This is a genomic window from Kitasatospora sp. NPDC086801, from assembly GCF_044745805.1.
Taxonomy (GTDB): domain Bacteria; phylum Actinomycetota; class Actinomycetes; order Streptomycetales; family Streptomycetaceae; genus Kitasatospora.
This window is the reverse complement of record NZ_JBIVAX010000041.1, coordinates 47778-71591: the sequence shown is the minus strand read 5'-3', so window position 1 is coordinate 71591 and position 23814 is coordinate 47778. Positions and strand designations below refer to the sequence as shown.

The following is a 23814-nucleotide window of genomic DNA, read 5'->3' as shown; positions in this document are numbered from 1 at the left end:
CCTTGCGGTCCTGACTTCGGGGCGGGCGGGCGTGTCCAGGGCCTGGGGCCGTGACAGGGCACCACATTAGGCCGAGTCGGCCGAGCGGCGTGCACGGGGGACGCTCACCGTGGGATCGGGGGAGGTCAAAGAGGAGGCCTGGAAGCGGCGGTTGGGGGCCCGAAGAGGAAAAGAAACTAAAGATATGGCAAAATGTTAGACTGAGTAACGATCCGCAAGGGGAGCATTGACGCTTTCTTAACGGGTCACGCCCTCCAACACCGATCCAGACACCCAGCACCACCAGACACCCAGCACCACCAGACACCCCGCCCGCCCCTGCCTGCACGAGGTGCCACTGCGTGAACATCGACCACCTGAACCAGCTCCTCCTCGAGTTCTCCGTGATCCTGCTGGTCGCGGTGGTCGCCGTGCGGATCTCCACCCGGTCAGGGCTACCAAGCCTGCTGATCTACCTCGGGATCGGCGTCGCACTGGGCCAGAACGGCATCGGCGTCGCCTTCAACAACGCCGAGCTGACCCAGGTGCTCGGCTACGCGGCGCTCGTGGTGATCCTCGCCGAGGGCGGCCTCAAGACCAGCTGGCGCGAGGTCAGACCGGTGATGCCGGCCGCAACCGTGCTCGCCACCGTCGGCGTCGGGGTCAGCGTGTTCGTCACCGCGGCCGGCGCGCACTGGCTGGTCGGCCTGGACTGGCGGACCTCGATGCTGCTCGGCGCGATCGTCTCCTCCACCGACGCCGCCGCCGTCTTCTCCGTCCTGCGCATGGTCCCGCTGCCGCACCGGCTCACCGGGCTGCTGGAGGCCGAGTCCGGCTTCAACGACGCACCCGTGGTCATCCTGGTCGTCGCCTTCGCCACCACCGGCGAGCTGGACTCCTGGTACGTCCTGATCGGCACGATCATCGCCGAGCTGGCGATCGGCGCGGCGGTCGGCTTCGCGGTCGGCAAGCTCGGCGCGTTCGGGATCAAGCACGTCGCGCTGCCCTCCTCCGGCCTGTACCCGATCGCGGTGATGGCGCTGACCGTGCTCGCCTACGCGGGCGGCGCGCTGCTGCACGGCTCCGGCTTCCTCGCCGTCTACATCAGCGCGGTGATCCTCGGCAACGCCAAACTGCCGCACGGTCCGGCCGTCCGGGGCTTCGCCGACGGACTGGCGTGGATCGGGCAGATCGGCATGTTCGTGCTGCTCGGACTGCTCTGCACGCCCGCGACCATGGGCGACGCGGTGCTCCCCGCGCTGGTGATCGGCGGCGTGCTGGTCTTCCTGGCCCGGCCGCTGTCCGTGGTGCTCACGCTGACCCCGTTCAAGGTGCCGGGCCGGGAGCAGGCGCTGCTCAGCTGGGCCGGGCTGCGCGGGGCGGTGCCCATCGTGCTGGCCACCATCCCGCTGGTGTCGGGCGCGCCGAAGGCCCAGGACGTCTTCAACATCGTCTTCATCCTGGTCGTCGTCTTCACCCTGCTCCAGGGCCCGACCCTGCCCTGGGTGGCCAAGCAGCTGCGGATCGGCGAGGGCTCGATGGGCCAGGACCTGGACATCGAGTCCGCCCCGCTGGAGAAGCTGCACGGGCACCTGCTGTCGGTCGCGCTCTCCCCCGGCTCCCGGATGTCCGGCGTGGAGGTCAGCGAGCTGCGGCTGCCCAAGGGGGCCGCCGTCACCCTGGTGGTGCGGGAGGGCAACTCCTTCGTGCCGGACAAGGCGACGGTGCTGCGCGGCGGGGACGAGCTGCTGGTGGTCACCACGGACGAGGTCGGCGAGGCGGCCGAACGGCGGCTGCGGGCCGTGGACAAGGGCGGCAAGCTCGCGGGGTGGCTGCACGGGCGGTGAGTCGTACCGTCGGACGGTGAGCCCCACCGTCGGGCGGCGAGCTCCCCGGCGTCGGGCAGCGACCCGGCAGGGTGGGCGGCGGGTGGTGGACCGGAAGGCCTCACCCGCTGTTCACCTTCGATTGGCAGGACAACTTTGGACGTGCCTTGTAGTCTGGGGATGCACGCGACATCTACGCGCGTATATGTATGATGGTCAGATCACACCCAGCATCTGCATCTGCCTGACGCAGAGTTGGCGCGACCGTTCGGCGGCCGCGGTCCGGACCTCGGCCACCACGCCGGGCCGGCCCGGTATCTACCCCGGTCGACGCGCGAGAGGACGACTCTCGGCGCCGTCGGGGCCATCCCATGCCCTGCCGCGCTACCAGGCAGCAGGAAGGACCGACCGTGACGGCCCGCCGAACGGTCGACAACCCCGCGGACACCGCGACCCCGCGTGACACCGCGAACGCCACCCCCGCCACCGGCACCACCGACGCCCCCGCTCCCGTGCGGGTCGGGTACGGCACGCTGCTGCGCACGCCCGGCGCCTGGACGTTCCTGGCCCCGGCGCTCCTCGCGCGGCTGCCGTACGCGATGCTCAGCATGGGCATCCTGCTGCTCGTCAAGGACACCCACGGCTCGTACGGCACCGCGAGCACGGTCGCGGCCGTCGCCGCCGTCGCCCAGGCCCTGATCGGCCCGCAGACCGGCCGGCTCGCCGACCGGTACGGCCAGACCGCCGTCCTCGTCCCGACCGTCGTGGTGCACGCGGCCTCGGTCGGCGCGCTGATCGCGCTGGCGCTCGGCCACGCACCGGCCTGGAGCCTGTTCCTGGCCGCCGCCCCGGCCGGCGCGAGCGTTCCGCAGATCGGCGCCATGGTCCGGTCCCGCTGGGTCGCCAAGTTCACCGCGGACGGCGCGTCCGCCTCGTCCGCGGCCAGGGTGAGCACCGCCTTCGCCTTCGAGTCCGTGACGGACGAGTTCACCTTCGTGATCGGCCCGATCCTGGCCGCCGCCGTCGCCACCTCGGTCAGCCCCTCGGCCGGACTGGTCGCCGAGGCCACGCTGACCTTCGTCGGCGGCCTGGCCTTCGCCGCCCAGCGGCGCACCGCGCCCGCCCGGATCCTGCCCCAGCCCGGCGTGCGACGCGCCTCCGCGCTCGCCTCCCCCGGCGTCCGACTGCTGGCCGGGGCCTTCCTCGGAGTGGGCACCGTGTTCGGCGGCATGCAGGTCTCGGTGAACGCCTTCGCCGACTCGGTCGGGCAGCACGGCGCCGCCGGCACCGTGTACGGGATCTTCGCCGGCGGCTCGATGGTGGCCGGCGTGCTGTACGGCGTGATCGCCTGGCGGCGGGCCGTGCAGCAGCGGATGATCATGAGCTACGCCCTGCTGGTGCTGGGCTGCTCCACGCTCTGGGCGATGCCCAACCTGGTCGCGCTCTCCGTCGCCGGACTGGTCTGCGGCCTGGCCATCGCGCCGACCCTGATCAGCGGCTACACCCTGGTCGAGACCCTCGTCGCGGACGGTGCCAAGACCGAGGCGTTCACCTGGCTGACCGGCGCCATCGGCCTCGGCCTGGCGATCGGCTCGATGGCGGCCGGGCGGCTGATCGACGGCCACGGGCCGTCCACCGGCTTCCTGGTGCCGGTGGCCGGCGCCGGCCTGGGCCTGGTCGCGCTGGTGTCGCTGCGGCACCTGCTGACCGCGCCGGGCGGGGCGGGCCCGGTGGTCGCGGCCGCACCGGAACGCGGCGCCGCGACACAGCTGGTGGGCGCGGCCAAGGGCTGAGCGGTCACGCGGTGGTGCACGGTGCGAAGCCGCGGTGGCGGAGCGTGCGCGGCTCGACCACGGCTCATCTCACATCGGAGTCGCTGGACTGATCCAGCGGAATGCCGCATCATTGACCATCGTTAGCACTCATCAGGCGAGAGTGCCAGGAGGAAGACAAGTGCCCACGTACCAGTACCAGTGCACCGAGTGCGGCAACGGCCTGGAGGCGGTGCAGAAGTTCACCGACGAGGCGCTGACCACGTGCCCCGACTGCCAGGGACGGCTCCGCAAGGTCTTCTCGGCCGTGGGCGTCGTGTTCAAGGGCTCGGGCTTCTACCGCACCGACAGCCGCTCGTCCTCCAGCAGCACGGTGGGCGCCAGCGCCTCCGGCGGCTCCTCGGCGTCGTCGTCCGGCTCGACCCCGGCGTCGTCCTCGGCGTCCTCGGCGTCCTCGTCCTCCGGCTCTTCGAGCTCTTCCGGCTCCTCCAGCCCGGCTCCGGCCGCGAGCTGACCTCGGCGCCGGACGCACAGCGCATCGGAAAGGCCCGTCGGCCCCGCGTTCTTCGCGGGGCGGCGGGCCTTTCCGTCATTCCGTTCGTGATCCGGTTCGTGATTCCGTTCGTGATTCCGTGCGTGATTCCGTTCGTGATTCCGTGCGTGATTCCGTGCGTGATCCCGTTCGTGATCCCGTTCGTGATTCCGTTCGTGATTCCGTTCGTCATCCGGTTCGTCATCCCGGGCGGGCCGGATGCACTCGTGCGGGTGTACGAAGTCATCCACAGGGCCGAGTTGTCCACAGGCTGCGGATAAGGGCTTTCCGCAGCGGCGCGCGGCGCACATCGTGGGGGTCGCCAGAGAACGACCGGCCCGCAGAAGGGGCGGTCCCCTACGACCCCCGGTGGTGACCATGACGACCATGAGCCTCTCCGTCCCGCTGCCCGCACCCACCGTGCCACCCCGGCGGGAGGTACCGCGCTTCCCGCCGATCCGGCGCGGGGCCGGCGGGTGGCGGCGCTGGCGGCACGCCGTACGGCGGCGGGCCGGGGTGCCCGCGCTGGTGCTGCTCGCGGTGGCCGCGGCACTCGCGGTCGGGCCCGCGCGGGCCGGACTGCCGCCGCCCCCGGGCGGCCCGGTGGGCCGGACGGGTTGTCAGTCCGGGGCAATCGAAGATCACCCGTAACCGGGCAACGACTTCGTCGTTCACGGCGGCATGAAAGGCTTCAAGGAATTCCTGCTGCGTGGGAACGTCGTCGAACTCGCCGTCGCCGTCGTCATCGGCGCGGCCTTCACCAACATCGTCAACGCCTTCGTCAAGGGTGTGATCAATCCGATCGTCGGCGTCTTCGGAACGAAGGACCTGGCGTCCTACAGTTCCTGCCTCAAGGGGCCCTGCGAGCTGAACGCCACCGGCGAGGTCACGTCCGGGATCCTCATCCTGTGGGGATCGGTGCTCAGCGCCGTACTGCAGTTCCTGATCACCGCAGCCGTCGTCTACTTCGTCCTGATCGTGCCCATGAACAGGCTGGCCGCCAGGCGGAAGAGCCCCGTCGAGGCGGCGGCGGAGGCCGAGGCCAAGGAGGTCCAACTGCTCACCGAGATCCGCGACGCGCTGGTCACCCCGCAGCGCTGAGCACGCTCGCTTCCATCAGTCCCCGTGGTGCGGCGGGCGCTGGCTCAGGTACCAGTCCAGCCCCCGCCCACCGCTCTCCCCCGCCCCGGGGCGCTCGCCCCAGCCGGTGTCGGTGTCGTCCCGGGACTGCTGGTCCAGTGGGTCCCGGAAGACCAGCCGGGCCTTCGGCGCCGCCGGCCGCCCCTCCCGTTCCTGCTGTGCCCCCTGCTCCTGCTGCTCCCGTTCCTGCCCCTGCTCGCTCACCCTGCTCACTTCCGCTTCCCGTCGACTGCCGTCCGGATCGTCCTGTCCCTCCAGCCTAAGAGCCCCGTGGCACACCACGGGCCCTGGTGCGGAGGGCTCCGCACCAGGGCCCGTGGTGGATGGGGGCCGCAGGCAGCTTCTCGGGTTCTCAGGCGGCCTCGAAGCCCGCGTGGTCGGCGATCTTCTTCAGCTCGGCCAGCGCGTGCTTCTCGATCTGGCGGATCCGCTCGCGGGTGAGGCCGTGCTGCTTGCCCACCTCGGTGAGGGTGCGCTCGCGGCCGTCCTCCATCCCGTAGCGGGAGCGGATGATCGAGGCCGTGCGGTCGTCCAGCCGCCCGATCAGGCCGTCCAGCTCCTCGCGGCGGAGCATGACCATCACGGCGTCCTCGGGGGACGTCGCCCCGGTGTCCTCGACCAGGTCGCCGAACTGGGTCTCGCCCTCATCGTCGACCGCCATGTTGAGGCTGACCGGGTCGCGGGCCCAGTCCAGCACGTCCTTGATCCGGGCCTCGGTGGTGTCCAGCTCGGCCGCGATCTCGGCCGGCTCGGCCTCGCGGCCCAGTTCCTTGGACTTCTCCCGCTGCACCCGCCGGATCCGCCCCAGCTCCTCGACCAGGTGCACGGGCAGCCGGATGGTGCGGGACTGGTCGGCGATCGACCGGGTGATCGCCTGCCGGATCCACCAGGTGGCATAGGTGGAGAACTTGAAACCCTTGGCGTAGTCGAACTTCTCGACGGCGCGCACCAGGCCGGCGTTGCCCTCCTGGATGAGGTCCAGCAGCGGAAGGCCGCTGCGCGGGTACCGGCGGGCGACCGCCACCACGAGCCGGAGGTTGGAGCGGATGAAGACGTCCTTGGCGCGCTCGGCGTCCTCGGCTATCGCCTCCAGTTCCTCGCGCTTGACGCCGTCGGGGAACTCGCCCTCCCCCAGCAGGTGCTGGGCGTACACGCCGGCCTCGATCCGCAGCGAGAGCTCGACCTCCTCGGCGGCATCGAGCAGGGGTGTCCTGGCGATTTCGTCGAGGTACATGCCGACCAGGTCGCGGTCGGCCTCAAGGTTGGTCGGGCGGGCCGCGCGAGTCCGGTCGGCCCTGTCGCGAACGACGGCACGGGTGGCCATGCTTGCTCCCTTTGCTGGAATTGCCGAGGTCTGCCTGCCTGCCCCGAGAGGGCAAGAAGTGCGGGCCCTGCGGGGCTCACACGTAACGATCCAACGACCAGAATCCGGACAACATTCCCAAGTCACTCAGATTCTTCCCCGCGATGCAGTATCCTGCCGGTTTTCACCCCGGTCATGGACACTGGGTGACCGGTCGAGCACCTCCGGTGCCGATGCCGCGACCGTTTCGGAGCGATTCCGTCACTCGTCGCACCCGCGCACGCCGCCGTACAGGGTGAAACCCGGGAGCGGGCGCGCGCGTTCCCGTGCGCCCCCGGCTCCCGCCGGTGCCCACACCCCGGCGCACGCAGGTTCTCCCCACAAACGATGCCGAATCGCTATCACCCGTGGTCCCGATCGGCCCGGGACACTGGGAAGGTGTCAGCCATGCACCTGACCAACAGCTCGACCGCTGTCACTGCGCGTCACCGCCGCCTCTTGCGGGATTCGGCGCTCGCGGTGGTCTGCGCCGCGCTGTTCGGCCTCCTGGCCACCCTGGTGACCCGGCACTGGCGCCCGCTGGAACAGCTCGACCAGAGCTGGATCGGCGAACTGCACACCTTCGCCCGGCGGCACCGGATCTGGACCGCCTCGGTGCAGACGCTCTCCGACATCGGCGGCACGGTCACGATGCGCACCCTGCTCGGCATCGCGGCCGTCTGGCTCTGGCTGATCGGCGCCCGGGTCCTGGCCGGCTGGGTGGCCGCCCAGACCCTGGTCGGCTGGGGCGGCCAGTGGGCGCTGAAGCTGGCCGTCGACCGCCAACGGCCCTCCTTCACCGACCCGGTCTCGCACGCCGGCGGCCCGGCCTTCCCGTCCGGGCACGCCATGGCCTCGGCGATCACCTGCGCGGTGCTGGTCGGCCTGGTCTGGTACCGGGTCCGCCGACGCGGGCGGATCGCCGCCTGCGCGGTGGCGGCGGCGACGGTGCTGACCATCGGATGGACCCGGATCGCCCTCGGGGTCCACTGGCCGAGCGACGTGGTCGCCGGCTGGCTGGCCGCCGGATTCGTGCTGGGCGCCGTGACGGCCGTCGTCGAACTCTGGCGACCGGGCGCGCTCGCCCGCGACGTACGGCGGGTCAACTGGCGTACCCGGCCGAGGGTCCAGCGGATCACCGTGCCGTCGGTCCGGTCGCCGCGCGGCACCGACCCGCTGGGCGACGCCGCCACCGACCACCCGGACGAGGCCGTCCACTGAGGCCGTCCACCGGGGCCGCCCGATCCGCGTGCGGCCGCCGCCCGGAGCCGTCCGGAGCCGTCCGGAGCCGTCCGCTAGCGTGACGGCCATGCCTCCCACGCCGGTTCCCGCCGCCGCTGCCCGGCACCCCGAACGCCCGCTGCGGATCGCCGCCGTCCAGGCCCAGGCCGTGGCCGGCGACGTACCCGCCAACGCCGCCCAGGCCGCCGAGTTGATCCGCGAGGCCGCCGCGGCCGGCGCCCGCCTGGTGCTGTTCGCCGAGAAGTTCCTCTCCGGCTACGAGCCCGAGCTGATCCGCACCGACCCGCTCAAGTACGCCGTCCAGCCCGGCGATCCGCGCCTCGCGCCGATCGCCGAGGCCTGCCGCGAGACCGGCACCGCCGCGATCGTCGGCGCCGCCGCACAGGTCGGCGACGACCTGCGCGTCTCCGCCCTCGTCCTCGGCCCGGACGGCGGCCTCGGCACCCGCTACGACAAGCAGCACCTGTTCAGGACCGAACGCGACTACTACCGCCCCGGGGCGGCCGGTTGCACCCTGGAGCTGGACGGCTGGCGGCTCGGCCTCGGCGTCTGCTACGACTCGGGCTTCCCCGAGCACGCCCGCGCCGCCGCACTCGACGGCTGCCACGCCTACCTGGTCGGCGCGCTGTTCAGCGTCGGCCACGGCCGCCACGAGTCCCGCACCTGGTTCCCCGCCCGCGCGCTCGACAACACCCTCTACACGGTGCTCGCCAACCACATCGGCCACACCGGCGGTTGGCACACCTGCGGTGGCAGCGCGGTGTGGGCCCCGGACGGCCGACTGCTCGCCGAGGCGAGCGAGGACCGGCGCGAACTGGTGGTCGTCGACCTCGACCCGGCCGTCCTGCGCGCCGCCCGGGAGAGCGAGACCATGCTCGCCGACCTGGCCGCCGCCGGCGCCCGCCCGGCCGCCCCGCGCGCCCTCTTCACCCTGGCCTGAGCCGGTCGACCTCCGTGCCCGGCCGCCCCGCGCGCCCTCTTCACCCTGGCCTGAGCCGGTCGACCTCCGTGCCCGGCCGCTCCGGGCAGGCGGGGTGGCCCGGCCGCTCCGAGCCGGGTGCGCTGGCCGGTCAGGCGGTCCGCATCGCGTCCACCACGGTCATCCGGCCGACCCGACGGGCTGGCAGGACGGCGGCGGCGAGCCCGGTCAGGACGGTCAGGACGGTCAGCCCGAGCGCGGCCAGCACCAGCACCACCGGCGGGCCGCCGACCGTCCCCACCGTGGAGGTGAGCGAACGCGCGGCCGCCCAGCCGTAGCCGACGCCCAGTCCGGTGCCGACCAACGCCCCGGCCAGCGACAGCAGCACCGCCTCCAGGGTGAGCATCCGGCGCAGCTGCCGCCGGGACATCCCGATGGCGCGCAGCACGCCGATCTCGCGGGCGCGTTCGCTGACGCTGAGCATCAGGGTGGCCGCGACGCCGAGCCCGGCGATGGCGACCGAGAAGGACAGCAGGGCCATGCTGACGGTCGTCATCCGGTCCAGCAGCAACCGCAGCGTCTCCGCCTGCGCGCCGGTGTCGGTGACGGCCACCTCCGGGTGGTCGGCGAGCGCCCGGTCCAGCGCCCGGCGGGCGGTCGACCGGTCCTCGCCCGCGCCCGGGCTGATCCAGACCGTGGTGACGGCCGCGCCGGGGGCGAGCCGGTCCAGGGTCGCGGGGGTCACCAGCAGCGTCGCACCGGTCTGCAGGGTGAGCGGCAGGCTGCTGCGTCCGGGTTCGACCCGCAGGTCGGTGCCGGGCCCGCCCGCCGGGCCCCCGACCCGGCGCACCCCGCCGCCGAGACCGCTCAGCGCGGCGCCGTCGGCGAGCGCCCCGGCCTGGTCGACGCCGTCCGCCGAGGGGTTGAGCCGGGCCAGGTCGGCGGCCGCGACCAGGGTGGGCCGGCCGTCGAGTTCGACGGTGGCCGAGCGGACCGGCGTGACGGCGAGCCCGCGCTGCGCACCGAGCGCGGTGACCGCCCCGGCGGGCAGCGCGCCGCCCCCGGTGACGACCGCCGAGAAGACCCCGGGCTGGCGCGCGGACACCGCCGGCACCAGGGAGTTGGAGGTGATCTCCAGCGCGGTGACCGCGCCGACCATCACGGTCACGCCGAGCAGCAGCGCCGAGCCGGTCGCCCCGGTGCGGCCCGGGTTGAGCCGCAGCTGCTGGGTGGCGAGCCGCCCGGCCGTCCCACCGAGCCGCCGGGCCGGGCCGCCCAGCACGCCGACGACGGCGGGCAGCAGCCGGTCGGCGAGCCGCAGCACGCCGAAGAAGCTGACGATCGCGCCGACGGTGACCGCGAGCAGCGACAGCGGCGGCGGGGCCACCGCGCCGGCCACCAGCAGCGCCGTCCCCGCGCACAGCAGCACCGCCGTCCACACCGCCGCCCGGGCCTTGGCCGCCCCGCCGACCGGCCCGTGCGTGCCGCCGAGCGCGGCCACCGGCGGCACCGCCGCCGCGGCCTTCGCCGGGCCGCGGACGGCCAGCAGGGTGAGCAGCACGCCGAACAGCCCGGCCAGCGCGCAGGTCAGCGGGGCCGGCGCCAGCGAGAGGTGCACCGGGCCGAGGTCGAGCGTGCCGACGACCACCGTCCCCGCCGCGCACAGGCCGACCCCCAGCAGCACGCCCGCCGCCGAGGCTCCCGTCCCGAGCAGCAGCCCCTGGCGGCGGATCAGCCGGCGCAGCTGCCGCCGGTCGGCGCCCACGCAGCGCAGCAGGGCGAGTTGGCGGGTCCGCTGGGCCAGCACCACCGTGAAGGTGTTGCCGACCACCATCCGCGCCACCGCGAGCGCGATCAGCACGAAGGAGAGCGCGGCGATCAGCACCACCCCGTAGAGGGTCCGGCTCTGCCGGGTCGCCTCGGTGACGGAGGCGTCCCGGGTGCGCACCTCGACGCCGTCGCCGAGGACGGCGCGCAGCGCCTCGACGGTCCGGGCCCGCGAGGCGTCCGGCCGGACCCGGACGTCCAGCTGGGCGGTGGTGACGCCGGTCGCGTACTGGGCGACCGCACCGGCCGGGACGCCGACGATCGGGCGCCCGGCGAGGCTGGGCGCGCCCCGACCGTCCAGGACGCCCGCCAGCCGGGCGGTGGCGGCGGAGCCGTCGGCCCGGGCCAGCCGCACCTCGGCCCCGGGGGCGGCGTCGAGCCGGTGCGCGGTGTCGGCGTCGAGCAGCACCTCGCCGGGCCCGGCCGGCCAGTGGCCGCCGGTGAGCAACTGCCAGCGCAGCGCCGGGTCGTCGGCGACCGCGCTGACCGCGGCGGTCTGGTCGAGCGGGCGCCCGTCGGCCGTCAGCACCGATCCCTTGCCGACCAGTCGCGGCGCCACCCCGGCCACCCCGGCCGTCCGCCGGGCCCGCTCGGCGGCGGCGTCCAGCCCACCGCCGCCGGCGGCGGTCCTGGTCACCTGCACGTCGCCGGGCCCGACCTCGGCGGCCGCGGTCTGGCTGAAGGAGTCCACCAGCGCCCCGCTGCCGCTGACCGAGGCGATCAGGAAGGCCACCCCCAGCGCGATCGCGGCCCCGCTCAGGAGCAGCTGCCGCAGTTGCCCGCGCAGCTCGGCCACGGTGTATCGGTACGTCGTCATCGCTCCCCGGCTCGTCCGCCCTGACCAGGCACGACGCACTGGCAGGGGCCTCACCGAGCCTAGGGTCCGCACCCGCCCCGGCCCGTCAGCACGAGGTCTCCTCGATGATCACTCCGAGGACGGACGGCCGACCGCGCCCCCTCCTCCCCGAGAGGTACGCCGCCCCCGACCCGGCCCGGCCCCGGAAACGCCGTAGGCCCCCCGCCCTGGTGGGCGGGGGGCCTACGGCGACACACGCGTCTCTGGTGCCCCAGGCAGGATTCGAACCTGCGACACCGGCTTTAGGAGAGCCGTGCTCTATCCCCTGAGCTACTGAGGCGGGGCTTGTCTGAAACCTTGCACGGAACTCGCTGAGCGAGTCGGGTGCGTGGACCTCGGACAAGGCGGTGAGCGTCGTATCGGCGGGGCCTTGCGCACACCCCGGTGGGGGTAGTGAGGCGCCCGCCTGGACGCTCGATCCACAGAGTACCGGATCGGGGGTCTGGCGGGCGTGGAGGTTGTGGGACTGGCCGGTCCGGGATTGGTCAGGTGGTGAGCCGGAGTCCGCTGCGGGTGGTGTGGAGGGCTCGGCTGGTGGAGTTCTGGGCGAGGACGAAGCCGAGGGTGAGGAGGCGTTGGGCACAGACGCCGTAGGAGATGAGGCGGCGGTTCCAGAGTGATGCGTCGAGTTGGGCGTTTCCGGATTCGGAGTCGTTGCGGCCCCCGTAGAGGGCTTGGTGGGTGAGGGTGGCGTCGGGTATCTGCTGGAGGTGTTCGGCGCGGTGGAAGCCGCGTTCCTGGTCGCTCTGGCCGGGTGGGCGTTCGCCGGTGCTGGTGGTGGTGGCGACGGGGACGCGGTACTCGTGGGGGCCTGTGCGGCAGGGGATGCGCAGGAGGTGGTACCAGCGGTGGGTGCGGGTGCCGCGGTGTTCGAGTTTGGTGATGGGGACGGGGACGAGCTGGGTGGTGCCGTCGGCGTAGTGGGTCTTCTCGTGGATGCGGCCCCGGCTGGCCCAGAGTTCGTGGGTGCAGCGGCCGGGTGCGAGGGATTCGTAGTAGACGGGTGCGTTGCCCTTGTGCTGCTTGTTGACGACCAGGCCGCCGGCGCGGGCACGGTGCGCAGGTCGCTGTCCTTGAAGCGGCGTTTGGACAAGGCAACAGCACGGCTCACTCGGCCAATATCAGTGCCCGATCTGCGAGCAGCCACCGAGACGGGGCACCCGAGCGAAGCCTTGAAAAGCTGTCAGAGAACTCAAGGCAGCCCCCGTAACACCGCACTGTGGGAGGCCCCACCTCCATGCCCGGCCGACCGGAGGATCACCCGACCGAGTCGGCTGTTCGAAGTCACGATCACCAAGCTCGACAGAGCAACGGCCAGTCGGCCCAAGAGCGCCCGAGTGGGAGTTCCCACCCCCTGATGACCAGCAGCGGCGGTGACCGCCCGCACCATCGGCACCCTGCAGTACTGCTCCGCCGGCGTCGGCAAGGACGCGGCGGACAGGTCCGGCAAGGGCGTCATCATCAGGAGCCGCACGACATCACGCCCACGCCCAGCCGTTCGGCGTGGCTCACCTCGTCGACGTCCTGCATCTCCTGAAATGGCGGCGATCCGACATCGGGACACCAACCGGCGTACCGGGCTCCGGCCCTGTTCAGCCGCCCTGCCGGAATCCTCGGACTCGTCCGGCGAGTGCGGCAGTTCGCCACGAGGTCGCCGCCATCGCGCACGCGGCGATCAGCATGCTCACCCCGGCCAGTGCCCAGCACGGCCAGCTCGTCGCCTCCTGCTGGGTCCAGTCCCACCAGCGATCACCGCCGTTCTCGTCCTCGGCCAGATAGGTCAGCGGAAACAGGGTGATGACCGGCAGGATCCAGGAGAGCAACCATCCGAAGAGCCGCCCCGACAGCACAGCCAGGCCGACCCATATGACAGCAGCGCGGGAAAGGACCACGGCCACTTCCGGAGTGGAGACGAACAGCTCCGTAACGCCGGTGAGTACGACCACGAGTGCCGCCACCGCGGCAGTGTGAAGCAGCTCAGAACGCTTCAGCCAGTGCGATCCGGCCGCTTCCATGTCTGCCATGGCACTGTGCCGACTGCTGACAGCGATAACGGCCGATGTCAGGGGGAGGTAGCTGCGGAGCGGGATCGAGACCGTCCCGCTGGGGCCGCCGGATGGAAGCACCGCTACCAGGGATCCCACTACCGCGCTGGTGGTGCAGGTGGCGAGGAGACCGAGGCAGACCACCTCTAGACGGTGCAGTCGCAGGTATCGCCAGATCATGTCGAAACGCTCAGCCACAGTCGGTGTTCCGAACGGTGGAAAGGCGGTCGCGAACCCACGCCGTCTGTGTGGGCTCCGGCTGCGTGGCGACCACAGCAACTGCGGCCCGATCCACTCCGGGGGGGCCACCCCGGACGCTCGCCGGCTGCCCGCCTCCTGTCATACGGACGCTGAGCCACGTCGAGAGCTCAAACGCGGCGGTGTAGTACTTCTGCGCCGCAGCGGGCGACCTGGGCTGACAGCCGCGCGGAAGAGTCTCCGTGATGATGTTGATCGAAATGCTTTCGGCCGCTTCCCACATCGACCCCTCTCCGATGTAGAAGTCCTCGAGCTGCCGGCCCGGACGCAGTCCCCGCTCGTAGAACACCGGGGGCACGACGAACAGGCCGGCGGGCAGGGCGGCAAGGTTCCTGGCCATCACGTCCGCCTGGGACGTGTACTTCCGGTCCTCGGGCCACAGGCAGATACGGGGCTGGGTGTCCGAGCAGGTGGCAGCCTTCGGTGGTGTCCTGGGTGACGTGAGCGGCCCTGCGGCGGCGACGGCGAAACCGGCGACCATGACGGCCAGCAATGTACCGAGAACCTGCAGTGCCCGCGGCGCCCTCCGCTTCTGCCGGAAGCCCGGGACCGAGGACCTGGATACCATCACCGCGGCGGACGCCACCGCCAGGCTGAGGAGAATCCGAAGCAGGATGGGCACGACCTGCACGGACAGGAAAGGCTCTCCGACCAGGGCGAAGAACCCGCTGCCCGAGCCGAGCAGGGTGATCGCGGCCAGGCACCCCACCCCGGTCAGAACCGGCGCGAGGATCTGTGACCGCGCCCACGATCCGACCAGGTGCCCGGTCGCACTGCAGATGACCAGCAGGCTCAGCCCCAGCAGGAGATACCCAGGCCACAGAAAACCCGGTCCAGCAGAGGGGAAACTCACTGACGCCGCTACAACCGCACCGACCAGATAGACCAGGATCCCGTAGCAGAGGGTTGCCGCCAGTTGCACGCACTCCGCCTGCCAACGCGGACGCGCGGAAGCACCCAGCTGGTCAACGAGCCCGTGCCTGGACGTGCGGCCCGCCGTCCAGGCGGATACCGCTGCCAGCGCGGGCCCGAAGTAGAACGCCGGGATCTGAGCCGCGACACTCGCCTGCGGCCACACGCCGATCCACCAACGGGCTCGGCCGAAGAGAACCGCCAGATCCACCACCACCAGGAACGGGAACCACCAACGAAGCGGCGAACGACGAACTTCCAACCAGAAAGCGCCCATCAGGCAGCCGACCCCCGGCCGTTGAGGACGTGCATGTAGCCGCGCTCCAGCGGACTGTCGCCGACTGCCTCCGGAGCGGCCTGGCTGATCAACTCGGTGGGCGACCCACGGAAGACGAACCGGCCGTCGGCCAGGACCGCGACCACGTCGCAGATCGCAGCCACGTCCTCGACCAGGTGGGTGCTCAGGATCACCGCCATGCCCTCCAGGCCGCGGATCATCTGGCGGAAGTCGAGTCGCTGCGCCGGATCCAAACCGACGGTGGGTTCGTCGAGAAGCAGCAGCTTGGGAGAGCCCACCAGGGCCGACGCGATTCCGGCGCGACGGAGCATCCCGCCGGAGAGCGACTTCATCTTCGTCCCGGCGCGATCCGCGAGCCCGACGGCCTCGATGGCCTGCAGGGACGCCGAACGGGCCTCAAGGGACGGGACTTCTCGAAGCCACGCGCAGTAGCGCACGAAATCGTAGACCGAGTGGGCCGGGTAGTAGCCGAACTCCTGCGGCAGGTAGCCGATGTTCCGACGTGCTGCCCGTGCGGTCCGCTCGGACGTGATCTGCTGCCCGCAGATCTCCAGGGTTCCCTCCGCAGGAGGGACAATGGTCGCGAGCGTGCGGAGCAGTGTCGTCTTACCCGCCCCGTTCGGCCCCAGGAGACCGAGGACCCCGGCATTGACTTGGAGGTCCATCCCCGCTAGCACCCGCTTCCGGCTGTATCCCTGACCCAGCCCGGATGCCTTCACTACGGCCTGCACGTGTCGCCTCTCATCGGTCCAGGCCGGGTACCGGCGTCGACGGGACGCCGGCACCCGGCCACAGGTGGCATGCAAGGCATGCCACGATCACTCAGAACCTCTGCCCGAACTCAGCCCTGGCAGTCGATGCTAGAGCAGTCGATCTTCCAAGTGCAGTTCAGCTGGCCCCAGTTGGAGACAGTGGAGCCCTGCGAGATGCTGAGGTACGCATACTTGTCGACCTCGACGTTGCATGCGGCGAAGTGCTCGAACGTGCCGCCCTTCTCGACGTTGTAGCAGTGCCCGCTGGTTCCCGTGTTACCCCACGTGGAGTAGCATCCGAGCACGTTGCCGCTCGTGCCGGACGACGCCTGCGCGGCCGGCATGAAAGCAAGAAGCGCGAGCGCTGAAACGCCTGCGACGGCGGCCGCCTTGGGCGCGACGGAGCGGACCCGTGCTATGGGGTTGCTGAACTTCGCCATTCCCAGGTGCTCTTCGTGATCTGCAGGCCCCCGTAGTACGGCCAGCCGGCCTTGTAGTAGCTCCAGTCGCCGCTGCTCTCGCACTGCGCCACCCGGTCCCAGGTGGCCACCGAGGCCGCCTGGGCGGAGCCGGCGGCCACCGTCGACAGGCTCAGGGCGGCGAGGGCGGTGAACGTGAGGGCGGCTGCGCGGGGTCGGCGGGAGGCGCGGGACATCGTGACCTCTTCTCGGAGGGGCGGGACGGCTCGCGCGGGACGGAGCCGGGGGTGAGCGGCGCGACGGCAGGAGGGCGGCGGCGAGGGGGCCGGCCCACCGCGGCGGGGCGGCGGTGGGCCGGGGGGTGGAACCGGCGGGCGGGGACGGTCAGTTGTAGGTGCCGCCGATGGAGACGGCGTAGTGGTTGCCGCTCACGCCGTTCAGCTGGATCGGGGCCGCCGGGTCCCAGCTGCCGGAGCCGTCGCGGATGGTGTGCATGATCCGGTCGTCGTTGGTGATGAAGACGGCCTGGAACTCGCCGTCGATGTTGGCGGCGCTGACCCGGTTGGCGGTGAACGAGCCGATCACGGGGGCGAGCTCGGCGAACGGCTGCCACGTGCCGTTCGCGAGCCGGGCGGTGTGGAAGAGCTTGCCGTCGGCTACGGCGACGACGTGCAGGTCGCCGCCGATCGAGACCGCGGAGACCTTGGTGACGTTGCCCAGCCTGTTGGTCTGCGGGCCGATGTCGGTGAAGCGGTCCCAGCTGCCGCCGGAGTGACGGATGGTGTGGTAGATGTTCCCGTCGCCGCCGACGGCGAGCAGGTGGGTGTCGCCGTTGATGCCGGCGTCCGCGATGGACTGGACGCCGCCGATGTCGCCCGCGACGCTCTCCACGTTCCCGAAGCCGGTCCAGCTCCCGTTGGAGGAACGGGTGGTGTGGAAGACGTTGCCGCCACCGTTCACCACGACCTGGGCGCCCCAGCCCACGGCCCCCTGCTTCGGCGGCAGCGGGGTGCTGTCGACGGTCTTGTCGTAGCGGAAGGGCTTGAAGCCGCCGCTGATCAGGGAGCTGCGCGAGTAGTTGATCTTGCGGGCGGTCAGGCCCGGCCGCGGCTCCTCGTAGACCACGGCGGTGTTGTGGCTGCCGTCGGTCCAGCCGGCGAACAGCACGACGTGCGTGCTGATGTTGTCGATCATGTCGCCGGGCTGCAGGTCGTCGAGGCTGCCGAGCTGGGTGGAGATGTCGTCGAGGGTGGAGGTGACCCGGCTGGAGCCGAGGTGCCAGGCCATCGAGACCAGGCCGGAGCAGTCCTGCCGGTAGGAGCCGTTGCTGTCGCTGTGCCAGAGGCTCTGGCTGTACGGCACCGCCTGGTCGACCCAGTTCTGGGCCCGGGCGATGATCTCGGAGCGGCTGATCGGGCCGTTGACGGACGAGGTGCCGACGGCCTGCGCCGGTGCGGTCAGCGACACGGTGGAGACGACCGCGCCGAGCGCGAGGGCCCCGGCGAGGGCGACGTTGGCGAGCTTCGAACGGTTGGCGGACATGGCGGACCTCCGGACGTGGTGGACGGGGTTGGCGGCTGGGCCCGGCTTCGAGGTGCTCGGGGCCCGACGGTGACGGGCGGCTCACGCGGCGCGCGGATTCCGGTCGGCTGCCCTGCGGGAGCAGCCGGCCTGGCGGCGGTTCGACGCGCTGGTTCGACGCGCTGGTGCGGGGCGCCGCGGGGTGCGGCGCTCGGCGAGGCCGGGGTACGGCGCTCGGATCGGCCTGCCTCGGGAGCGGGCCCGGCGGGACGGCCGCCCCGCAGGAGCAGCCGGTCGAGGGGGCCCGGCGGGGCCGGGGCGAGGTGGTGGGGCCGTCAGCCCCGGACAGGCGCTAAGAAGCAGCCGCGGCGGCGGCCCGGCCTGCGACGGCGAGGGTGGCGACCGCGGTGGCCTCGGTCATGACGGTGCGGAGCATGACGGTGTCCTCTCCTGCTGCGACGTGAGGGTGGGATCCGGTGGCCGCGTCCCGCGGTGACGCGCTCTCCGGTGCCGCCCTGAGCGGTGCTCCCTGGCGGCGATCACCAGCTTCGTCGCAGCTCGGCGGCGGTGGAAGGGACTTCGGCTGGACGGAAGTGGCCCTGGACCGTTCCGGCCAGGAGCGGTCGGCGTCCGCGCCGGGGCCGGGTCGGGACCGCGCCTGGCCGGGTCGGGACCGGGTGGGGGTGCGGGTGCCGACGAGGGGTCAGAGCGGGTCAAGTAGCCTGCCGGAAAAGTGTTCGACCGCCTTGCCGCGCCGTGCGAAGGAGACGAAGGACCCGATGAGACCTGCTGGGCACCCGGTGGTGCGACTGCTGGGGCAGGTGTGGGTGTGGCCCGCGGTGGTGATGCTGGCGGTGGGCGGGTACCGGCTGGGGACGCCGGAGCTGTGGCGGGACGAGATGGCGACCTGGACGGTGGCCACCCGGTCGTTGGGCGACCTGCTCCGGCTGCTCCAGCACGTGGACGCCAGCAACGGGGCGTACTACCTGCTGATGCACGGCTGGACGACGGTGTTCGGCGACTCCGTGGTGGCGCTGCGAATACCGTCCGTGCTGGCGATGGCGGGGGCGGCCGCGTTCGTGGCGCTGACCGCCGAGCGGCTGTTCGGCAACCGGGTGGCGGCGGTCGGCGCGGGGCTGCTGTTCGCGGTGCCGCCGGAGGTGTCGCGGTACGCGCAGGAGGCGCGCGCGTACGCGCTGGTGACCTTCGCGATCACGGCGGCCACCTGGTTCCTGGTGCGGGCGCTGGAGCGGCCCACGTGGCGGCGGTGGGCGCCGTACTGCGCGGCGATGGCGGTGGCCGGCGCCGGGCACCTGATCTCGTTCAGCACGGTGGCCGGGCAGGTCGCGCTGGTGCTGCTGCACCTGTGGCGCACGCGCGGCGCGGCGGAGCGGCGGCTGCTGTGGCAGTACCCGGCGGCGGTGGGGGTGGCGGCGGTGCCGGTGCTGCCGGTGGTGCTGCTCGGCAGCCGGCAGTCGGACCGGCAGCTGGGCTGGATCGAGACGCCGAACCTCGGGGGCCTGGTGCACTTCGGCCAGCACCTGTTCGGCTCGCACACGGTGTTCTACGCCTTCGTGCTGCTGGCGCTGCCGGCGCTGCTGCTGCCGGGCCGGCGGGTGCAGGCCGGGCAGGCGCTGCTGCTCGCGGGGCTGCCGGTGGCGGGCGTGTGGGTGGTGTCGCAGGGCGGCACCTCGTACTTCATCGAGCGGTACATGCTGTTCACGGTGCCCGCGTGGGCGGTGCTGGCCGGGGGCGGGGTCGGCGCGGTGTACGGCGTCGCGGCGGCCTGGGCGAAACGTTTCCGCGCTCCGGGACCGGCCAGGGCGGCGGTGGGACTGCTGGCGCTGGGACTGCTCGCCGCCCCGGCCGTGGCGGCGCTGCCGAAGCAGCCCGCGGTGCGCTACGTGGGCTCGCACAACGGGTCGGAGGAGCCGTTCCGGGCGGCGGCCGGGGTGATCGCCGCGGGCTACCGGTCCGGGGACGGGATGGCGGCCCCCCTGGGCAACCAGGCCTGGGCGATGGTGTGGCCGGGCGTCAGCTACTACCTGCCGTCGGACGTCCACCCGTACCCGGTGTTCGTCGCGCAGAGCGCCGACGACGCGGAGGACCTGTCGCCGACGCCGTGCCCGCAGCCGGAGGCCTGTCTGGGGCAGGCGGCGCGGATCTGGCTGCTGGTCCTCGGGGACACCGAGGACCCGCTGACCACCATGCCGGAGGACCAGGCGCAGGCTCTCCGCACGCAGTACGGCGCGCCCGACCAGGTGACGCCGCTCGGCGGGGTCACGGTCGCCCTGCTCGACCGCGACAACTGACGGGAGAGCGACCCGGAGCACGACGCGGCACGACGGAGCGCGACCGGACACGACGGAACACGACGGAGGGGGAGCCGGGCGGACCGGCTCCCCCTCCGTCGTCGCGGTCTCAGAGCGTGCGGATCAGCCGGGACTGGATGGACGGCGGGTTCAGGTCGGACTGGAGGGCCACCGGGACCTCCGTCTTGTCGTCGCCCGCGCCCACCCGCAGCAGGCCGACCTCCTGGCCGGCCTTCGCGGTGTGGCCGACCTTGGCCGCGTCCAGGGTGACGGTACCGGTGATGCCCGGGAAGCCGGCCACCACGAGGTCCTTGGTCGCGACGACCTGGACCTTGCCGCCGAGGCCGTCGTCCACGGTGCCGACGACGTCGCCCTTCTTCACCACGGTCTGGCCGGTCAGGCCGTTCTGCGCGGCCTGGATCTGCTTGCCGCTGACCTTGAGCACGGTCGGCAGGATGCCGTCGCCGGGATTGGGCGAGGTGGCCGGCTGGCCCAGGGTGACGCCGAGGATCAGCCGCTTCACACCGCCGATCTCCTTGTAGGCGGCCCACATCAGGCAGCCTCCGGCCGGGGTGCTGGAGCCGGTCTTGACGCCGATGACCCCGCTCTTCGGGTTGATCAGGTTGTTGGTGTTGGGGACCTTCGCGTTGTTGAAGTTGGTCTCCGGGGTGGAGACGATCTGCCGGAAGATCTCGTCCTGCATGACCTGCTCGGCCAGCTTCAGCTGGTCCTTGGCGGTGGACTTGGTGTCCGCGACGAAGCCCGCCGGGTCGGCGTAGGTGGTGTTGGTCATGCCGAACTTGGCCGAGGTCTCGTTCATCAGCTTGACGAACGCGTCCTCGGAGCCGGAGTGGAAGCGGGCGAGCAGCCGGGCCACGTTGTTGGCCGAGGGCAGCATCAGCAGTTCCAACGCCTGGTACTCGGTGAGCACCTGGCCCTCGGTGAGCGTGACCCGGGACTCGTCGAGGTTGCCGGACTCCTGCGCGGCCTGCTTGTCGACGGTGATCTTCGGGCCGCTCTCCCCCTTCTTCAGCGGGAACTTCTGCAGGATCAGGTAGGCGTTCATCACCTTGGTGACGCTGGCGATCGAGGCCGGCGTCTCCTGTCCGGAGCTGCCGAGGCTGCCGACGCCGACCACCTCGGCGGCGGACTGGCCCTTGGCCGGCCAGGCGAGGTCGAGCTGGTCGCCGGCGAAGCTGAAGCCGCCTGCGGCGGACAGCCGCACCTTGGCGTCCGGCAGCGGGCGCAGCAGTTGGGCCACCACTGCCGCACCGAGCACCACGGCGAGGAAGACCGTCCAGATGGTGATCCGCTTGAGCGCGCGGCGCAGCGGCGAGACCGGGCGCGCGTTGAGGGTCGCCAGGACCTCCATCGCCTCGGCGGTGTTCTCCGGCGCGGGCAGCGGCTCCGGGGCGGGCAGCGGCTCGGGCTTCGGCAGCGGCGGGACGGACGGCACCGGCTGCGGGTCGGGGGTGGGCAGCGGCTTCGGGGCCGGGGCGGGGCCGGGCGCGGGCACGGGGGCCGGCTTCGGCAGCGGCTCCGGGCCGGGCTGCGGCTCGGGTTCGGGGAGGGGCTTGGGCGCCGGGTGCGGCTCGGGCACCGGCTCCGGGACGGGGGCCGGCTCGGGCGGCGGGGTCGGCGCCGGGGGCTCGGGCACGGTGCCGGCTGCGGAGGCCGCAGCAGCCGCGGAAGCGACGGGGGCACGCAGCGGCACGGGCTTCTCCAGCTTCCCCGGCTTCCCCGGCTCCTCGGACTTCCCGGACTTCTCGGACTTGGCCGGCTCGGCCGCCACCGTCTTCGGCGCAGCCTCCTCCGGTTCCCCGGCCTCGGGCGCGGCGGCCTCGGCGGCCCCGGCGGTCGTGGCCGCCCCGGGCGTGTCGCCCCCGGACGCGGCCTTCTCGCCGGACTCCTCCGTCCCCTTCTCCACGCTCCCCGCCACCGCGCCGGCGCCGCCCACGGCCGTCCGCATGGCGAGACGAGGATCGGTTCCGGTCGACCGTCCGGCCGCCTTCCCCTCGCCACCGGCGGCCGTCGCGGCCTCCGCGTCTTCGCCCTCACCCCCGGAACTTCCGCCACCGGCGGGCCTGGTCAGCTCCTCGGGCAGCCGCAGCGCGGTGGTCGCACTGTCCACCGGCAGCCGCAGCATCGTGGTCTTGCTGTCCACATCCCGGACACGGAGCTGTACGGTCGAGCCGCGCTTGACCCCCGCCGCCGGCGCGTCGCCGGGGGCGGCGTCGGCCTCCCGGTCCGGAGTGCCGTCCGGAGTGCCGTCCGGGTCCGCGCCGGCGGCACTCCCGGTCCGTTCGCGTTCGCGCTCCTGCGCCCGCTCGCCGTCCCTCAGCACCCTGTCGGGGGACTCGCCCACGTATCCCAGCCTCCTCAACGCCCGGCGGGGCACCGGCAGACCCGATTTCGGGAAGCCGACGCCCCGCCCCGTGTACCTGTACAGTCTCCGCCACCGCCGGCCGATCCGGCCGCGCACACCCCGCCCGACCGGCGCTTATTGCCGTCGCACGGGCGTACTGCGGTCTGTTCACCGGTCAGACGCCGGGCCCGCCGCCCCTGGTTCCCCGCCTTCACTGCAAGGTCACGATTCGGAGGCGTACTCGACAAGCCCGTGTGAGAGGCGTCACCCTGTCTCTCATCCACGCGGGGAGGCTTGGATGGGCAAGAGCCGCAGAACTATTCCCGAGGAACTCTTGCTGCTCGCTTTGGACCCGACCACGGGTACCACGGCGCAGCCGCAGACCCTCGACCTCGGACTCGCCGGGGCGCAGCTCGTCGAGCTGTCCCTGGCCGGACGGATCGTACCGGAGGGAGACCGGATCGCTGTCGTGCTCGCACGGCCGACCGGCGACCCGACCCTGGACCACGCACTGGAACTGCTGCGCCGACGCGGCAGTCCGGTCCGCGCGGCGCACTGGATCGGCGGGCCCCGACTGGGGCTGCGGCAGACCTACCTGGCGCACCTGGAGCGCTGCGGCATGGTCACGGCCGTGCCGGGCCAGGTGTGCGGGGTGCTGCCGACGACCCGCTACCAGGCGTCGGACGACTGCACCAACGCCGCGATCAAACAGCGGCTGGACACCGCCATCCGCACCGGCGTGCCGCCGGACCCGCGGACGGCGGCGCTGGCGGCGCTGGCCCATTCGGTGGGCCTGGGCAAGCACTTGTATCCGGGCAACGAGGGCCGGTCCTCACGGTCGCGGCTGCGCGACCTGATCCGGTACGACCCGCTGGGCGGGATGGTCGCGCACGCCGTGATGGACGTGCAGAACGGCCTGCCGGCGCAGCAGAACCGTTCTCCCCAGGGTTCCGGGACCGGGACCGGGACCGGGGCCGGGGCCGGGGCCGGGCGTTCCGGCGCCCGGGCGGCGGGCCGGGGTTCCGGGCGGGTCGCCGCCTCGCGGGTCGGCGTCCGCTGACCGGGCCCGCCCGGGCACGCGGGGCGCCGCACCGATCGCCGTCCGGCCTGCGCGGCACGTGCAGCCCGCACGGCGTGTACGGCCCGCACGGCCCGTAACGACGGGCAAGACCCGCACGACCCGCTACGACGGCGCGCGACGCTCCGTTCACGCCGCCCGACGGCGCTGAGCAACGGCGTGAGCGACCCGACGCACCACCGAAGCAGCACCGGCACCACCCCGCACCACCAGCAGCACGGAGGGGCGGTCGCCCCGCGACGGAAGTCGCCCGGCGACCGCCCCTCTGCCGTCCCCGAGGGCCCGCCGGGGCCCCGTCCGGGGAGCCCGGCGGTCCTGCCCTCGCATGTGCCACCGGCACCTGCGCCGCCGGGGAGCACATCCTTAGCCCGTACCGGTTCGAGCCGCTGAGCCGCATTACCACGCGAAGGCCCTCGCCG

The 23814-nt window shown here is 72.7% G+C and carries 20 protein-coding genes and 1 tRNA gene; 10 read left to right on the top strand and 11 right to left on the bottom strand.

All coding sequences use genetic code 11. The annotated features are described in order from the left end of the window. Window positions 1–341: 341 nt before the first annotated feature. The 6 genes from ACIPLC_RS31170 to mscL all read left to right on the top strand — a co-directional run bounded on the left by ACIPLC_RS31170 (window position 342) and on the right by mscL (window position 5210). Window positions 342–1826, top strand: coding sequence for a potassium/proton antiporter (locus ACIPLC_RS31170; protein WP_400476386.1), 1485 nt, complete (start codon window positions 342–344; stop codon window positions 1824–1826). Between the two features lie 389 nt (window positions 1827–2215). Continuing rightward, window positions 2216–3598 carry an MFS transporter gene (locus ACIPLC_RS31165; protein ID WP_400476385.1) on the top strand — a complete coding sequence of 461 codons (1383 nt, stop codon included), beginning with the start codon at window positions 2216–2218 and terminating at the stop codon, window positions 3596–3598. Window positions 3599–3758: 160 nt separating this feature from the next. Next, the gene (locus tag ACIPLC_RS31160; protein WP_400476384.1) at window positions 3759–4091 is read left to right on the top strand and encodes an FmdB family zinc ribbon protein; all 333 of its coding nucleotides are present in this window, start codon (window positions 3759–3761) and stop codon (window positions 4089–4091) included. Window positions 4092–4177: 86 nt separating this feature from the next. Further along, window positions 4178–4390, top strand: a complete 213-nt coding sequence (locus tag ACIPLC_RS31155) for a hypothetical protein (protein ID WP_400476383.1) — start codon at window positions 4178–4180, stop codon at window positions 4388–4390. 106 nt (window positions 4391–4496) lie between these two features. Continuing rightward, the gene (locus tag ACIPLC_RS31150) at window positions 4497–4760 is read left to right on the top strand and encodes a hypothetical protein (RefSeq protein WP_400476382.1); all 264 of its coding nucleotides are present in this window, start codon (window positions 4497–4499) and stop codon (window positions 4758–4760) included. Window positions 4761–4790: 30 nt separating this feature from the next. Further along, window positions 4791–5210, top strand: coding sequence for a large conductance mechanosensitive channel protein MscL (mscL, locus tag ACIPLC_RS31145; protein ID WP_400476381.1), 420 nt, complete (start codon window positions 4791–4793; stop codon window positions 5208–5210). A gap of 15 nt (window positions 5211–5225) precedes the next feature. On the opposite strand, the gene ACIPLC_RS31140 is transcribed toward mscL, so the two are convergent. Then, window positions 5226–5462 (bottom strand): hypothetical protein, encoded by a 237-nt coding sequence (locus ACIPLC_RS31140; RefSeq protein WP_400476380.1) that lies wholly within the window; start codon window positions 5460–5462, stop codon window positions 5226–5228. A 139-nt stretch (window positions 5463–5601) separates the two neighbouring features. Beyond that, a complete protein-coding gene (locus tag ACIPLC_RS31135) occupies window positions 5602–6573 on the bottom strand; it encodes a sigma-70 family RNA polymerase sigma factor (protein WP_400476379.1) in 972 nt (323 codons plus the stop codon). Between the two features lie 426 nt (window positions 6574–6999). On the opposite strand from ACIPLC_RS31135, the gene ACIPLC_RS31130 reads away from it, so the two are divergent. Together ACIPLC_RS31130 and ACIPLC_RS31125 are read left to right on the top strand one after the other, a co-directional pair. Beyond that, complete coding sequence (locus ACIPLC_RS31130; protein ID WP_400476378.1) at window positions 7000–7812, top strand: phosphatase PAP2 family protein; 813 nt, start codon at window positions 7000–7002, stop codon at window positions 7810–7812. An 88-nt stretch (window positions 7813–7900) separates the two neighbouring features. Beyond that, a complete protein-coding gene (locus ACIPLC_RS31125) occupies window positions 7901–8773 on the top strand; it encodes a carbon-nitrogen hydrolase family protein (RefSeq protein ID WP_400476377.1) in 873 nt (290 codons plus the stop codon). 130 nt (window positions 8774–8903) lie between these two features. Here the strand turns inward: ACIPLC_RS31125 and ACIPLC_RS31120 are convergent, their stop codons facing one another. The 8 genes from ACIPLC_RS31120 to ACIPLC_RS31085 all read right to left on the bottom strand — a co-directional run bounded on the left by ACIPLC_RS31120 (window position 8904) and on the right by ACIPLC_RS31085 (window position 17661). Then, window positions 8904–11396, bottom strand: a complete 2493-nt coding sequence (locus ACIPLC_RS31120; RefSeq protein WP_400476376.1) for an FtsX-like permease family protein — start codon at window positions 11394–11396, stop codon at window positions 8904–8906. A 243-nt stretch (window positions 11397–11639) separates the two neighbouring features. Continuing rightward, a tRNA-Arg gene (locus ACIPLC_RS31115) sits at window positions 11640–11715 on the bottom strand. 1312 nt (window positions 11716–13027) lie between these two features. Continuing rightward, on the bottom strand, window positions 13028–13678 hold the full coding sequence (locus tag ACIPLC_RS31110) for a hypothetical protein (protein ID WP_400476375.1): 651 nt from the start codon (window positions 13676–13678) through the stop codon (window positions 13028–13030). Beyond that, window positions 13671–14927, bottom strand: a complete 1257-nt coding sequence (locus ACIPLC_RS31105) for a hypothetical protein (protein WP_400476374.1) — start codon at window positions 14925–14927, stop codon at window positions 13671–13673. The genes ACIPLC_RS31110 and ACIPLC_RS31105 overlap by 8 nt, the downstream gene beginning before the upstream one ends. Further along, window positions 14927–15613: an ATP-binding cassette domain-containing protein gene (locus tag ACIPLC_RS31100; RefSeq protein ID WP_400476373.1), complete on the bottom strand. Its 687-nt coding sequence runs from the start codon at window positions 15611–15613 to the stop codon at window positions 14927–14929. The genes ACIPLC_RS31105 and ACIPLC_RS31100 overlap by 1 nt, the downstream gene beginning before the upstream one ends. A gap of 176 nt (window positions 15614–15789) precedes the next feature. Further along, window positions 15790–16140 carry a hypothetical protein gene (locus ACIPLC_RS31095; RefSeq protein WP_400476372.1) on the bottom strand — a complete coding sequence of 117 codons (351 nt, stop codon included), beginning with the start codon at window positions 16138–16140 and terminating at the stop codon, window positions 15790–15792. Further along, the gene (locus tag ACIPLC_RS31090) at window positions 16116–16355 is read right to left on the bottom strand and encodes a transglycosylase family protein (protein WP_400476371.1); all 240 of its coding nucleotides are present in this window, start codon (window positions 16353–16355) and stop codon (window positions 16116–16118) included. Before ACIPLC_RS31090 ends, ACIPLC_RS31095 begins: the two co-directional genes overlap by 25 nt. A 148-nt stretch (window positions 16356–16503) precedes the next feature. Next, entirely contained in the window at window positions 16504–17661 is a 1158-nt protein-coding gene (locus tag ACIPLC_RS31085; RefSeq protein WP_400476370.1) for a hypothetical protein, read from the bottom strand. Between the two features lie 758 nt (window positions 17662–18419). Between ACIPLC_RS31085 and ACIPLC_RS31080 the strand changes: the two genes are divergently transcribed. Then, window positions 18420–19952: a glycosyltransferase family 39 protein gene (locus tag ACIPLC_RS31080; protein ID WP_400476369.1), complete on the top strand. Its 1533-nt coding sequence runs from the start codon at window positions 18420–18422 to the stop codon at window positions 19950–19952. Window positions 19953–20061: 109 nt separating this feature from the next. On the opposite strand, the gene ACIPLC_RS31075 is transcribed toward ACIPLC_RS31080, so the two are convergent. Further along, window positions 20062–22317, bottom strand: coding sequence for a D-alanyl-D-alanine carboxypeptidase (locus ACIPLC_RS31075; protein WP_400476368.1), 2256 nt, complete (start codon window positions 22315–22317; stop codon window positions 20062–20064). Window positions 22318–22615: 298 nt separating this feature from the next. On the opposite strand from ACIPLC_RS31075, the gene ACIPLC_RS31070 reads away from it, so the two are divergent. Further along, window positions 22616–23377, top strand: coding sequence for a GPP34 family phosphoprotein (locus ACIPLC_RS31070; RefSeq protein ID WP_400476367.1), 762 nt, complete (start codon window positions 22616–22618; stop codon window positions 23375–23377). Window positions 23378–23814 lie beyond the last annotated feature (437 nt).

Coding starts and splice junctions, on each gene's coding strand:
- ACIPLC_RS31150 (WP_400476382.1), top strand. CDS start 4,497: ATGAGCCTCTCCGTCCCGCTGCCCGCACCCACCGTGCCACCCCGGCGG.
- mscL (WP_400476381.1), top strand. CDS start 4,791: ATGAAAGGCTTCAAGGAATTCCTGCTGCGTGGGAACGTCGTCGAACTC.
- ACIPLC_RS31135 (WP_400476379.1), bottom strand. CDS start 6,573: ATGGCCACCCGTGCCGTCGTTCGCGACAGGGCCGACCGGACTCGCGCG.
- ACIPLC_RS31130 (WP_400476378.1), top strand. CDS start 7,000: ATGCACCTGACCAACAGCTCGACCGCTGTCACTGCGCGTCACCGCCGC.
- ACIPLC_RS31125 (WP_400476377.1), top strand. CDS start 7,901: ATGCCTCCCACGCCGGTTCCCGCCGCCGCTGCCCGGCACCCCGAACGC.
- ACIPLC_RS31120 (WP_400476376.1), bottom strand. CDS start 11,396: ATGACGACGTACCGATACACCGTGGCCGAGCTGCGCGGGCAACTGCGG.
- ACIPLC_RS31105 (WP_400476374.1), bottom strand. CDS start 14,927: ATGGGCGCTTTCTGGTTGGAAGTTCGTCGTTCGCCGCTTCGTTGGTGG.
- ACIPLC_RS31100 (WP_400476373.1), bottom strand. CDS start 15,613: ATGGACCTCCAAGTCAATGCCGGGGTCCTCGGTCTCCTGGGGCCGAAC.
- ACIPLC_RS31095 (WP_400476372.1), bottom strand. CDS start 16,140: ATGGCGAAGTTCAGCAACCCCATAGCACGGGTCCGCTCCGTCGCGCCC.
- ACIPLC_RS31090 (WP_400476371.1), bottom strand. CDS start 16,355: ATGTCCCGCGCCTCCCGCCGACCCCGCGCAGCCGCCCTCACGTTCACC.
- ACIPLC_RS31085 (WP_400476370.1), bottom strand. CDS start 17,661: ATGTCCGCCAACCGTTCGAAGCTCGCCAACGTCGCCCTCGCCGGGGCC.
- ACIPLC_RS31080 (WP_400476369.1), top strand. CDS start 18,420: ATGAGACCTGCTGGGCACCCGGTGGTGCGACTGCTGGGGCAGGTGTGG.
- ACIPLC_RS31070 (WP_400476367.1), top strand. CDS start 22,616: ATGGGCAAGAGCCGCAGAACTATTCCCGAGGAACTCTTGCTGCTCGCT.